This is a genomic window from Glutamicibacter sp. NPDC055354, from assembly GCF_053644955.1.
This window is the reverse complement of record NZ_JBSHMB010000003.1, coordinates 138,311-151,239: the sequence shown is the minus strand read 5'-3', so window position 1 is coordinate 151,239 and position 12,929 is coordinate 138,311. Positions and strand designations below refer to the sequence as shown.

Here is a 12,929-nt window from a genome sequence, read left to right as displayed (position 1 = left end):
CCTAATAAAGGCACTGGTTTTCGGAAGAGGGCTGCGCATTACTTCTACGATGCGAAATCCTAGTCCCAAGAATAGCGCAGAATCAGGCTTTTCTTCCACGATCCGATATTAACTCGGCAAAAAATCGTGCTGGGCGCCACAAAACACTCTTGCATTTTCATTTTGAGGATAATAGTATCCACTATACGGAAACTTTTACAGGAGGATCAGATGGCAGCACCAAGCCCGGGATATTCACTCACGCTTCGCGTCCAGACACCTGCGTCGATTACCGCGACCAGCGAGCTGGCCGGCGCGGTCGGTTCGGCTGGCGCGCACATCACGGCCCTGGATGTCACCGAGTCCAACCACACCCACATGGTGGTGGACGTTTCCTGCAACACCACCGACGTGGCCCACGGCGAGACCGTGCGCGCGGCGCTGGATAGCCTCGATGGCGTGAGCGTGCGCAACGTCTCGGACCGCACCTTCCTGATGCACCTTGGCGGCAAGCTCTCGGTGACCCCCAAGGTCGCCCTGCGCAACCGCGATGACCTCTCCCGTGCCTACACCCCGGGTGTCGCCCGCGTCTGCATGGCCATCGCCGAGAACCCTGCCGATGCCCGCAACCTGACGGTCAAGCGCAACACCATCGCCGTGGTCACCGACGGCTCGGCCGTGCTGGGGCTGGGCAATATCGGCCCGGCTGCAGCCCTGCCGGTCATGGAAGGCAAGGCGGCGCTGTTCAAGCAGTTCGCCGATGTCGATGCCTGGCCGGTCTGCCTGGACACCCAGGACACCGAGGAGATCATCATGATCGTCAAGGCCCTGGCACCGGTCTACGGCGGGGTGAACCTCGAAGACATCGCCGCCCCGCGCTGCTTCGAAATCGAGGCCCGGCTGCGCGAAGAACTGGACATCCCGGTCTTCCACGACGACCAGCACGGCACCGCAATTGTCACCCTGGCCGCGCTGCTCAACGCGGTGAAGGTCGTGGACAAGAAGATCGAGGACCTGCGCATCGTGGTCTCCGGGGTCGGCGCGGCCGGCAACGCGATCATCCAGCTGCTCATGGCCCGCGGCGCGCAGAACATCATCGCCTGCGGACGCAATGGCGCGATCACCCGCAACGAAGCCTACGCCGATGCGCACCGCAGCTGGCTGGCGGAAAACACCAATCCGCAGAACTTCACCGGCACCCTGAAGGAGGCCATCGCCGGCGCCGATGTCTTCATCGGCGTCTCGGCCCCGAACGTGCTGGACGAAGCCGATATCGCCGCCATGAACGAACGCGCCATCGTCTTCGCCATGGCCAACCCGGATCCCGAGGTGGACCCGGAACTGGCCGGCCGCCACGCGGCGGTGGTCGCCACCGGGCGCAGCGACTTCCCCAACCAGATCAACAACGTCCTGGCATTCCCAGGTTTCTTCCGCGGGCTGCTGGATGCAGGCGTCACCGAGATCACCGACGCCATGCTCCTGGCCGCCGCGGACGCCATTGCCGCGCGGGTCAGCGAATCAGAGCTGAACCCCGGATTCATCATCCCGTCGGTGTTCGACCCACAGGTCGCCTCCGATGTGGCCATGGCAGTGCAGGACGCAGCCGCCGCCAAGTAGGCGCTGCGCAGCAAGACCCTAGGGTGCATGTCAACGCACCCTTCATTGGAACAGAGCACAAGAGGTTAAGGAACAACCCATGAGTATTGAAATCACCAGCATCCCCGTCGCCGCCGATGCCCAGCAGATCCTCTCGGGCGAAGCGCTGGCCTTCATCGAGAAGCTGCACCAGAAGTTCGCCGGCACCCGCGATCAGCTGCTGGCCGCACGCGGCGTGCGCCGCCAGCAGTTCTCCGATGCCAAGTCCATCGACTTCGATCCGCAGACCGAATCCGTGCGCACCGGCGACTGGAAGGTCGCCGAAGCCCCAGAGGCGTTGCGCGACCGCCGCGTGGAGATCACCGGCCCGGCCTCCCCGGCCAAGATGGCCATCAACGCGCTGAACTCCGGCGCCAAGGTCTGGCTGGCCGACCTGGAAGATGCTTCCACTCCGAGCTGGTTCAATGTCATCGATGCGATCTCCAATCTCTCGGCCGCCGCCCGGGGCACCTTGGCCTTCACCGATGCGAAAACCGGCAAGTCCTACGCGCTGCGCACCGACGCCCCGCGCGCGGTCGTGGTGGTCCGCCCCCGCGGCTGGCACCTACCGGAGAACAATGTGCTCATCGACGGCAAGCCGGCGGTCGGTGCACTGGTCGACTTCGGCCTGCACTTCTTCCACAATGCCAAGGTGCTCGCCGAATCGGGACAGGGCCCGTTCTACTACCTGCCGAAGATGGAGCACTACCTGGAATCGCGCCTGTGGAACGAGGTCTTCACCTTCGCCCAGGCCGAGCTGGGCATCGCCCACGGAACCGTGCGCGCCACCATGCTCATCGAGACCATCCCGGCCGCCTTCCAGATGGAGGAATTCCTCTACGAGCTGCGCGAGCACGCCTCTGGCCTGAACGCGGGCCGCTGGGACTACCTGTTCTCCATCATCAAGACCTTCCGCGAAGCCGGCGAAGCGTTCATCATGCCCGACCGCTCGGCCGTGTCGATGACCGCGCCGATGATGCGCGCCTACACCGAGCTGCTGGTCAAGACCTGCCACAAGCGCGGGGCTTTCGCCATGGGCGGCATGGCGGCGTTCATCCCGAACCGCCGCGAACCAGAAGTTACCGCCGCCGCCTTCGACAAGGTCCGCGAGGACAAGTCCCGCGAGGCCAACGACGGATTCGACGGCTCCTGGGTCGCCCACCCGGACCTGGTCGAGCTGTGCAAGGAGATTTTCGACGCGAAGCTCGGCGAGAAGCCGAACCAGATTGACCGCCAGCGCCCGGAAGTCGAGGTCACCGCGGCCCAGCTGCTGGACGTGGCCAGCGCACCTGGCGATGTCACCGAGGCCGGCGTGCGCGCCAACCTCTACGTGGCAGTGAACTACGTGGCCGTGTGGCTCTCGGGCAACGGCGCGGTCGCCATCCACAACCTGATGGAAGACGCCGCCACCGCGGAGATCTCGCGCTCGCAGATCTGGCAGCAGATCCGCAACCAGGTGGTCGCCGCCGACACCGGCAACACCATCACCGCCGAACTGGTTGCTGGCATTCTCGCCGAAGAGGTTGAACGCCTGCGCGCGGAGGTCGACAATGAAGAGCACTTCAACGCCTACTACCAGCCGGCAGCGGAACTGATCGCGAAACTGACCAGCGGCAAGGACGAGGATTTCGCGGACTTCCTCACCACCCCAGCCTACGAACTCTTGGAAAAGGAATACGTGACCAAGCCATGAGCAACACCTTCGATGAGTCCACGCTTGCCAGCGTAGAAGCAAAGCTGGCCGCCACCGACCGGCTGCTGGAAACCTCCTACCCGGGGGATACCGGAGCCCGCCAGCCGATCCATACCGTGTACGTCCCCGGGGACAAGTACACCGTGGACCTCCCAGAACGTTGGGGCCACAACGCAGTAGCCACTGCCGGAGGACTGATTGGCCTATCCGCCTTGGCGGCCAAGCTCAAGCTGGCCGAACCAGAGCGCTTGGCGGAACTGGTTGGCGCGAAGCTGGCAAGCGAACCCATCGAAGATCTGCGCCTCGATTTCGAGGACGGCTACGGCAACCGCACGGATGCCGAGGAGGACGCCGCAGTGCTTGCCGCGGCCGACTCGGTATCCGCCGCGTTGGCCGCCGGCAAGGCCCCGGCCTGCATCGGCATCCGCTTCAAATGCTTTGAAGCACCCACCCGGGCCCGCGGGATCCGCACCCTGGACCTGTTCATCACCCGGCTTGTGGCCAACGGTCCGCTGCCCGAGGGCTTGCGCCTGACTCTGCCCAAGGTGACCACCGTGGCCCAGGTCGAGTCCATGGTCTACCTGGCCGAGAAGCTGGAAGAAGCCCACGGGCTGGAAGCTGGACGCATCCGCTTCGAAGTGCAGGTGGAAACCCCGCAGGTCATCCTGGCCGCCAACGGAACCCATCCGGTGGCCCAGCTGATCGCCTCGGGCAAGGGCCGGGTATCCTCGCTGCACTACGGAACCTACGACTACTCCGCGTCGCTGGGCGTGGCCGCCGGATACCAGTCCATGGAGCACCCGGTAGCGGACTTCGCCAAGGACGTCATGCAGGTGGCCGTGGCCGGCACCGGGGTGGAACTGTCCGACGGCTCCACCAACATCATTCCGGCCGGCGACCCGGAGAACATCGCGGCCGCCTGGGAACTGCACGCCCGCCTGGTCTCCCGCCACCTGTCCCGCGGCATCTACCAGGGCTGGGACATGCACGAGAACCAGCTGGTTACCCGCTACCTGGCCACCTTCGCCTTCTTCCGCAAAGGACTGCAGGCCGCCGGAACCCGGTTGCGCAACTACGTCCACCAGATCAACTCGGCCATCATGGACGAGCCGGCCACCGCACGGGCCTTGGCCCGCTACATCCACCGCGGGGTGGCCTGCGGTGCGGTGAGTGCCGACGAGGTCACCGAACTAGCCCAGATCACCCTGCCCGAACTCGAGGCGATCGCCTTGAACCGCTCCCACGCCTAAGGACAACACCATGACTGTTCCAGCCATCCAGAACTCCTCGTCGTACTACTCGGATTTCGGCGGCCACCCGCCGCAGAGCGATCTGCTCACTGACCGGGCCATCGTCACCGAGGCCTATACCGTGATCCCCAAGGGCGTGCTGCGCGACATCGTCACCAGCGTCTTCCCCGAGTGGACCAACACCCGTGCCTGGGTGCTCAACCGCCCGGTCGCCGGCGGGGCCACCACCTTCTCCCAAGCCATCGTGGAAGTTGCCCCGGGCGGCGGCGCCACCAAGCCGGAGCCGCAGGCCCAGGTGCAGGGATTCATCTTCGTACTCACCGGGCAGCTGACCCTTCTCATCGAGGGCACCGAGCATGTGATGGTGGACGGCGGCTTCGCCTACCTGCCAGCCGGCGCTACCTGGTCCGCCCGCAATGACGGCACCGAGACCACCAGCTTCCACTGGCTGCGCAAGCGCTACGAAGTGCTTGAAGGCGTCGCCGCACCGGCTCCCGTGGTGGGCAATGAGCGCGATATCGAACCTGGCCCGATGCCGGGCACCGATGGCAAGTGGCGCACCACCCGCATGCTCGATCCCAACGACGTGGCCTTCGATTTCGGCGTGAATATCGTGACCTTCGAACCGGGCGCATCCATCCCGTTCGCCGAAACCCATGTCATGGAACACGGCCTGTACGTGCTGGAAGGCAAGGGCGTGTACCGGATGAATGGCGACTGGGTCGAGGTCGAGGCCGGGGACTACATGTCGCTGCGCGCCTTCTGCCCGCAGGCTTGCTACGCCGGCGGCCCGGAGAACTTCCGCTACCTGCTCTACAAGGATCAGAACCGCCAGATCAAGCTGTAGCCCGGTGCTGGAGCCAGATTGGCTGTCCGGCTCAGCGGCAAAGTATTCCGCCCAGGCAGCGAGTGAAGCCCCGGCCTAGGAGAACTATGGGACTGGACAGCGTCTACTCCCTGTGTTTTGCAGTCGGGGGAGAACGAATCTGGACGGCTGCGACCTGCTCGCGGGACCCCGTCTCGTGTTGCATTGCCAGGATGCTGAAGGCAACTCGATGGCCGTTTTGCTTGGCTGTTGCGTGCAGATTCAGGTGTTCAGGCGCACTCTGTCAGGGATAGAAACGCTGGCAGCTACGGGCTCCTCCGCGCACCAGCAACATTGTCGGAGCAGTAGGCCTCCTGTCAGCGAGCAACAGATTTCACCATGCTCGTGAATGGCGAGTGTCCAATGACAGTCAGGTTAGCGTGCGCTGCTCTCGCGTGCAGGGGACCTATCGGCATGAGGCGGCTCCCCCAGCTCAATGGTTCCTGGGCCGAGCAGAAGCTGGCGCCTGTCGGTAACACCTAATTTAGCGTAAGCTCGCTGCAGGTGGCCTTCAACTGTGCGTTGGGAGAGGAAAAGTTCACTCGAGATTTCTAGATTGCTTGACCCTGCGGCGGCACGCGCGCAAATTTCGTATTCACGGGAGGTCAGGACTTTGTCATCGACTAGCGCGCGGCCTAGCGCTGGTGTATTTACTGATCCCAGCGTCTGGGAAATTTCAATTGAGAGTGCAAATAGGTATGCGGCGGCCTTACGACGCCCTAGATCCCGGGCGCGTCGTGAGGCCGCCGCAGCTAGTTGGGCAGCGAGTAGCTGCTGCCCCGCCGCAAGATGTGCTGTCACTAACGGACCTACGTTAGATTCTGCAGGGTTCTCAAGCGCCTCCGTGTAGCCGGCCAGAATCTTTGCCAGAGGTCCTTGTACCTGCTGGGCGATTTCCGACAATTTCGCAGGGTCGGTGTGTAATCCGCACTGCCACGCTTCAAGCAGCAGGCGCATGGCCAGGTTCTTTCGTCCAAACGACATTGCCCGCGAAAGCTGTTCGTGCAGATGCTGCTCAGCCGCTTGCCTGCTGCCGAGTGCTGCGAGGACGGAGACAAGGCAACGCTCTGCTATCGGCCTTAGGATCTGACCTGAAACATCTGGCTCAGCTCGGTATAGACCAAGATAGAGTGCGGCCTTGGACTTGTCGCCAATAAGAATCGAAGCGTAGGCAGCTAAGGCCGCCGCATATCCCTTGACGAGATATCGATCTCCAACAGAGAGTAGTCCAATTGCTTGTTCCAAGGTTGCTAGCGCCTGGGCAGCCATGCCAGATTCGAGATATCCCATGCCTATGCTCACGAGCACGTTAGCGTGATCGACATTGGCATGTTCCAGCTCAGCACCCACTGAAGTATCGTGGAAATGAGCGGGATTCAAACCTAGCGCAAAAGCCATGGCAGGGAATGAGAAGAGCAGTTCCGAGCGGGCTGCCGCAGGCCATTCCTCCCACTGAGACGATGAGGAAAGCTGCGCGTACTCGGTAATGGCGTCTTCTGCCTGGCCTGCGAATGACATTTCGATAAAGACGTGAGCTAGAAACGCTGCCCGATTCTCGATGGGCAACTGGGGCATGGATGAGTATTCTCGCAGTTTTTCTTGATCGACAATCTTGTTAGCCCGAGAGCGAATCAGCATGAGGTAAGCGGCAATTCCGGGAGGATCCCCGGGACGAGTTTCCAGCATCTGCTCCGCCATCTCCAGCCGCCCCAGACCGGCATAGGCGATCTTGGCTGAGAGAAAACGTATTTCAGCTGAACCCTCGGGTAGCAGCTTTTCAAGCAATGCGAGAGCCGCTTCCGGCATGCCAAGTTCATACAAGGCGTCGGCTCTGGCTGCCATTAATCGTTCCCATTGGTCAGGTGAGTCGGCTCGGCTGCGGTCAAGTGTGTCGGTTAAGGAAATCACCTGGGTAAACTGCCTTGCTTGCGAAGCCTGTTCGATGTCTGAGAGCAGCTCCCCGGAGGGAACTTGGATCCCGACTTCCAGTCTGTGCCTCGTGTATTGGCTGCGTGCATCAGGATCAAACTCATCCCAGGACAGCTTTTTCTTGATCGTTTCCAGATGCTTGCGCAAGGACAACTTGCTGAGGGAGTTGACAATTAGCTGCGAAGATAATCCAGGAGCCAGCTTTAGGCGTTCTTTGCGTTCGCCTGTCACCGGATTTCTGGATAGCAGTTCAACTCGCGCTAGGTCGGCATCAATTGCCTCGTCGATATTAGACCCGGCGAGCTTGCGTGCGATCTCCAATGGGATTGGTCCAATAATAGCCAGGAGTTCCAAAGTGCCTAGGACATTGCCGGGTTGTTCGCTCAAGCGACGGCTGATAAGGTCAGCCGTTCTTTTGCCTTGAGGGGTCCAACTGCGATTGAGAGTCCAATATCCCTGTTGGAGGCTAAGGGCCCCTGTAGCCAGGGCATCGAGTGCGAGTTCGCGAAGATCCTGTGGTTGTGCGCCCGAATGCTCTAATAGGGTGGTTATGGTGCTGGAATTAACCACGCCGCCGAGAACTCCGGCTAGTACCGCACCGGCATCATCGTAGGTGAGGGATGCTAGGTCGACCCTAAAGAAATTAGGTGAGGCAACTAGCGACTGCAGGTCAGCGGGCATCGACCGAACTGCGGACGTTGCTATCAGCAGGCGGATCTGGCCTGTTACGCAGAATTGACGTAAAACTGCCGCACTTTGCTCATCGACAAATTCGGCGCGGTCAAGGAGTATCCAAAGAACCGATGTTCTTGCTGCCTGGCCAATCCCCGTTACGAGTTCTGTTGGCGCCGTGCCTATCGGAGGTCCGGAAAGCTGAGCGGCCAACACACTTAAAGTGGAGAATGGAACGGCCGCCAGCGCCTTGGATCCGGTGATCCAGTTGAAGTTGGAGCAAATGCGATCCATAAGCTGCAGTGAGAACGTTGTGCAACCTGTGCCACTGTCGCCAACGACGAAAATCTGGCCGCCGTCTTGGGCCGCTTCGAGAGCAGCCTGGGCTGCATCAATACGGGAAGGCAACACGCCCCCAGAAGAGTTCGGCGAGACAGCCATTTCGCTCATAGCAGTCTCCCGGTATCTACTCGTCATGGTTGCCGGGAAAAGCTCGAAGTGCATTGAAGTCTACCCATGCGTGAATCACGGGTAATCGTATCCTGAACAAGGGCTACACGCCCTTCCGATGCCGTACATCGACACTTTGTGACGTGATGTTCTGGAACTCCATGCTCCAGATCCCTTATACCGAGTCGTCCGTAGGGCATTCTCAAGCCGAGGCAGATGCGAACACGCTAGGAGGCTGGTTATCACAAAACACAGATGGGACCCTGCCACCTTCGCGTGGCAGAGTCCCTGCGAGTGGTTTAAGCGGAAACTACTACTGCCCCCAAGCCGGTAGTTCGCGGCCCTAGACGTCCCCACGCCCAGAGTCAACCGCATAACCTACCTGTTATCCTAGCGAAACCATGACTCTTGGACATGGGAAAACTTCTCGAAATAGGTAATCAAGTACCACTGTCCTCAAATCTAGGTAAAGCAGTGGTGTAACTTGAACATGATGGCAGCAGTGCAGGTCAGAAGCCCGGTTGAGGGCTAGTTGCCATTGCAGTCGTTCTTTTGTTGACGGTATCGATTGGAATGGGTATTGGTGTCGGCTCTCGCTGCGGCTATGCCAGCTCCGGCCGAAAGCGAGCTAAGGATCAATCTCCGTTCCAAACGCACTAGGTCGCGCTCTGAGTGACCGTCGTTTACTGGTTCCAAGGCGGCCGCTAATGCAGCGCCAACCGCTTCCTCGTCCAAGTTCATTCCCACGGCGACCAGCGCGTCATTGGCCGGATCGCTGTGGGCCGTTGCTTTCGCGAAATGGATCTGCCGGCCCACCATATTGACCAGGAAGCGTTGCGTGCCGCGATCGGTGCGCAGTTTTACATGCCCCTTGAGCCGGTAGGCCGCAACCGGCGGGTGCTCCAGCAGGTCCAAGATGGCACCCGGATCCGCGGCCTCGGGGCAGCGCACCGTCACCGCGTTGGCGTGCGGAGCATGCTCGTGGTCGTGGTGCGGGCGGGAGGCAGCCGCCAACGGCAACTCGTCGATCGGGTCTTCGTGCAGGGCGATGTCGAAGACCAGCTCGGGGTCTATGGCGGCGTGCGACGCCGGGATGATGGCCACGTGCGGGTTGATTTCCCGGATCCGTCCGCTGATCCTGGCCAGGACCGCGTCGCGGTGTTCCGGGGCAATGCGGTCCAGCTTGTTGACCACCACCATGCTGGTTGCGCTGAAACGTGCCGGGGCCATCGCCGCGGTGTCCACGGTGTGCTCATGCTCCACCGCGTCAATTACGTCGATGATGCCGCCGAAGCGCACCCCGCGGGCCTTGCCGAAGCGCAGCAGCCGTTCCACATTGATCGGGTCTGCGGCACCGCTGGCCTCCACGATGATGGCATCCAGGCGCAGCCGTGGTTGCCCCAACTTCTCCAGCAGCTCGTCCAGCCCGCTGCTGTCGGACAGGCAGCAGACGCATCCGCCGGCAATGGATTCGGCCGCATCGATCTGGCCGGTGACCAGCCCGGTATCCACGTTGACCTTGCCGATGTCGTTGATGATGACACCGACGCGGGTGCCCGGGCGGGTCAGCAAGCGGTTGAGCAGGCTGGTCTTGCCTGCACCCAGATATCCGGTGAGCACGATGACGGGGATCAATGCCGGCTCCTTTTCACTTCGACAAGCGGGCCGAGTCCATTCTCCTCGTTGCGCCAACCGTTGTCGCGTGCTGACACGCGTGCCGGATAGCGGTTACCAGGCAGGCAGTACCGGAATCGGGCCATCGGCCTCGATATGCCGGGCCTGGCCGCGGGCCAGCCATTCGATCAAGCCTTCGCGGTCCGAGCGCACCTTCAGCGCGCCATCGCCGATGACCCATTCGTCGCCCTCTTCGGTCACCAGCGTCATGCCCGGAGCGTTCTTGACGCGCATGGTCCGCACGGCGGCCTCGACGGCGTTCTCCTGGGAATCCGGGTCGGCTTCCTCGATGGTCCACGCGGTATCCAGATCATGGTGGTGGATGACCACCTCTGAGATGCGCAGGGCCACGATGGAGGTCGCCGGAATGATCTTGCCGTGAAGGTCCACCTCTTCCACGGCCAGTTCGCCGCTGAGCCGTTCGCACTGCTCGGCGAAGTATGCGGCGGCGTCCTGGAACTTCTTGACCAGTTCCTCGCGCGGCAGGGCCGCCAGCTCGTCGATCTCCGCGTCGCGGGCCTCGCGCGAGGCGTAGAGCTCCTGCGGTTCTCCGCTGGTGGCCCAGTCGATGAGCTTGACCAGGCTCCGGCCGTTGGAGGCCAAGTGCGCAATGACCTGCGCCCGGCTCCAGCCTTCGCACAGCGAGGCAGTGGCCATTTCTTCGGTGGACAGGGTTTCGATCGTGGCCGACATCATCGCGGTTTCGCGGTTGAGCCGTGACATGTCCGAGTGCAAACGAGCAGTATTGATCATGAAGTCACCCTACCAACGCGGGCGCTCCAGCAGTACGGGTTACGCCATAGATATCGAAAGCGACTCGATTCATATCCGCGCCGTGTGGGCACTGGCGGTGCCTGGCTGCGACGGCAGGAAGCTGTCCAGCAGAACACGTGCCAGGCATGCTTCTTCAGGAACCAGCAGCCACGTAGCCTAGGGGGAGAATCAAACGACCAGGAAAGCAGTCCGATGGCGAAGAAAAAGAAGAAGCAGAAGCCCAAGCAGGGGCATCCGGCACGCCTGCAAGAGGGCCTGGTCTCCCTGGACCGGGTGAAGGTGGGGCGCGGCCTGGACGCGCTCACGCCGCAGTTCGTACGCTGGTTCTCCGAGAACCGCGATGACCCAGAACTGGCCCTGATGGTCCTTGCCGCAGTGCGCGAAACCCTGGGCATCTACGCCGAAGTCGTGGGCCTGGACAAGGTCACCGATTTTGATCCGCCCAAACTGCTGGCAGTGCTCAGCTCGATGATTGAATTCGAAGAGGCCGAGAATCCCGATGCCGCCGATAATGGGCTGGGAACCATGATCTATATGGCCTGGGCGGATTACGTCGAGTTCTTGCGCGATGCCGGTCTGTGGGAGCGCGAGGCCGAAAGCCTGGAGTGGTTCCGGAAGTCGCTGGAAGCCCAGGATCCATTCGCCGATGATGACGGCATCGATGAAAACGATGAAATTGACGAGATCATGGCATCTGACGAGGCCTCTCAAGCGGCCCTGGCAGAAATAGCCGCCATGCCGATCAGCAAGCTGGGTCGTGCCTCCTTGTCTTGGACCCTCACCGAGGGCAAGAATCTGTGGGCCAGCTTGCCGGCACCTGAATTCATGGAAACGGCCGCAATAGCGCTCGCCGACCAGCTGCCTCCGGAAGTCGACGAATCGCGCAGGGGCCTGATGGTTGCGGTCGTGCTCTCGGCACTGGAATCGGTCAGCGCCATCAAGCTGCCCGAACAGGGCAAGCCGGAGCGCGGCGTGACGTACGAAGACATCATGCAGCATGAAGATGCCGACTCCTTCGAGCCGAACTTCTACTTCATCCAGGCCTGCCTGGACTCGTTGCTGGAAAAGCCGGAAGACGGTGATGAAGCCAGCCTTGAAGCCTGGGGGCTGGCAGCGTTCTGGATCGTCGAGGGAATCGAAGGCAACCCGCATCGCGTGGCTGACCCGCGAGATGATCAATGGTCGCCAAAGGTATGGGAAACCGCACATGTGCGCATGCATGAACTGCGCGTACTTGGCCTTATCGAAGACGGTGAAGCGTACTCGGTGCCCACCATCGTCCGCCTGGCGATTACCGACGTTGAACAGGACCTGCTCGATGAGGATGAATTCGACGACACCGATCTCGACGCGATTTTCGGCCCGGACGATGACGAGCCGAAACGCTTGAAGCGCGAAACGCCGTATACCGGCAAGGTGCTGCAGCTGAAGCTGACCCTCAAGGACGCCAAGCCGCCGATCTGGCGTCGCGTGCTGGTGCCCATGGATCTGAACCTTGGCGACCTGCACGACATCATCCAAGCGAGCTTCGACTGGTACGACGGGCACCTGCACAGCTTCTACGAGGGTGGCTTCGGCGGCACTTCATATGGTCCAAAGATTGACGACATGGACTACCAGAAGAACGAGTCGGAAACCCTGGTTTCCTCGTTGCTGCAGAAGGAAAAAGACCGCCTGGATTACCTGTACGACTTCGGGGACAACTGGGAAGTGCGCATCGACGTCGAGAAGATCCTGGATGCCGATGGCGGCCAGCTGCCGCGATGCACCGGCGGCCGGCGCATGGCTCCGATGGAGGACAGCGGCGGGATCGGTGGCTGGGAAGCCAAGCTGGATATTCTCGATGATCCGACGGACCCGGAGTACGAGGAAGTGCAAGACTGGCTTTCGAACTTCGGTTACGAAGAGGAATACGAGATCGATCCGGCGTATTTCAACAAGGACGAAGTCAATGCCCACCTGGAGTTCGAGTTCTAGGCGGCTGATTCAAGCCAGTGAAAATGCCCGT

The 12,929-nt window shown here is 61.5% G+C and carries 8 protein-coding genes; 5 read left to right on the top strand and 3 right to left on the bottom strand.

Annotated features, from left to right (window positions below; all coding sequences use genetic code 11):
• The first annotated feature begins 210 nt into the window (after positions 1-210).
• The 4 genes from ACWICV_RS13970 (at position 211) to ACWICV_RS13955 (ending at position 5,404) form a co-directional block, all read left to right on the top strand.
• Positions 211-1,596 carry a malic enzyme-like NAD(P)-binding protein gene (locus ACWICV_RS13970; RefSeq protein WP_454091204.1) on the top strand — a complete coding sequence of 462 codons (1,386 nt, stop codon included), beginning with the start codon at positions 211-213 and terminating at the stop codon, positions 1,594-1,596.
• A 79-nt stretch (positions 1,597-1,675) separates the two neighbouring features.
• The gene (gene aceB / locus ACWICV_RS13965; RefSeq protein ID WP_454091205.1) at positions 1,676-3,307 is read left to right on the top strand and encodes a malate synthase A; all 1,632 of its coding nucleotides are present in this window, start codon (positions 1,676-1,678) and stop codon (positions 3,305-3,307) included.
• Complete coding sequence (locus tag ACWICV_RS13960; RefSeq protein ID WP_454091206.1) at positions 3,304-4,557, top strand: DUF6986 family protein; 1,254 nt, start codon at positions 3,304-3,306, stop codon at positions 4,555-4,557. Before aceB ends, ACWICV_RS13960 begins: the two co-directional genes overlap by 4 nt.
• 10 nt (positions 4,558-4,567) lie before the next feature.
• A complete protein-coding gene (locus tag ACWICV_RS13955) occupies positions 4,568-5,404 on the top strand; it encodes a bifunctional allantoicase/(S)-ureidoglycine aminohydrolase (protein WP_454091207.1) in 837 nt (278 codons plus the stop codon).
• A 393-nt stretch (positions 5,405-5,797) separates the two neighbouring features.
• Here the strand turns inward: ACWICV_RS13955 and ACWICV_RS13950 are convergent, their stop codons facing one another.
• The 3 genes from ACWICV_RS13950 to ACWICV_RS13940 all read right to left on the bottom strand — a co-directional run bounded on the left by ACWICV_RS13950 (position 5,798) and on the right by ACWICV_RS13940 (position 10,900).
• A complete protein-coding gene (locus tag ACWICV_RS13950; RefSeq protein ID WP_454091208.1) occupies positions 5,798-8,473 on the bottom strand; it encodes a response regulator transcription factor in 2,676 nt (891 codons plus the stop codon).
• 528 nt (positions 8,474-9,001) lie between these two features.
• Positions 9,002-10,108, bottom strand: a complete 1,107-nt coding sequence (locus ACWICV_RS13945) for a CobW family GTP-binding protein (protein ID WP_454091209.1) — start codon at positions 10,106-10,108, stop codon at positions 9,002-9,004.
• Between the two features lie 93 nt (positions 10,109-10,201).
• A complete protein-coding gene (locus ACWICV_RS13940) occupies positions 10,202-10,900 on the bottom strand; it encodes a maleylpyruvate isomerase family mycothiol-dependent enzyme (protein WP_454091210.1) in 699 nt (232 codons plus the stop codon).
• Between the two features lie 213 nt (positions 10,901-11,113).
• On the opposite strand from ACWICV_RS13940, the gene ACWICV_RS13935 reads away from it, so the two are divergent.
• Positions 11,114-12,898: a plasmid pRiA4b ORF-3 family protein gene (locus ACWICV_RS13935; RefSeq protein ID WP_454091211.1), complete on the top strand. Its 1,785-nt coding sequence runs from the start codon at positions 11,114-11,116 to the stop codon at positions 12,896-12,898.
• The last annotated feature ends 31 nt before the right edge of the window (positions 12,899-12,929 follow it).

Excerpts from the sequence above, each read along its gene's own strand:
- ACWICV_RS13970 (WP_454091204.1), top strand. The coding sequence starts at position 211 with ATGGCAGCACCAAGCCCGGGATATTCACTCACGCTTCGCGTCCAGACA.
- ACWICV_RS13960 (WP_454091206.1), top strand. The coding sequence starts at position 3,304 with ATGAGCAACACCTTCGATGAGTCCACGCTTGCCAGCGTAGAAGCAAAG.
- ACWICV_RS13940 (WP_454091210.1), bottom strand. The coding sequence starts at position 10,900 with ATGATCAATACTGCTCGTTTGCACTCGGACATGTCACGGCTCAACCGC.
- ACWICV_RS13935 (WP_454091211.1), top strand. The coding sequence starts at position 11,114 with ATGGCGAAGAAAAAGAAGAAGCAGAAGCCCAAGCAGGGGCATCCGGCA.
- ACWICV_RS13955 (WP_454091207.1), top strand. The coding sequence starts at position 4,568 with ATGACTGTTCCAGCCATCCAGAACTCCTCGTCGTACTACTCGGATTTC.
- aceB (WP_454091205.1), top strand. The coding sequence starts at position 1,676 with ATGAGTATTGAAATCACCAGCATCCCCGTCGCCGCCGATGCCCAGCAG.
- ACWICV_RS13950 (WP_454091208.1), bottom strand. The coding sequence starts at position 8,473 with ATGAGCGAAATGGCTGTCTCGCCGAACTCTTCTGGGGGCGTGTTGCCT.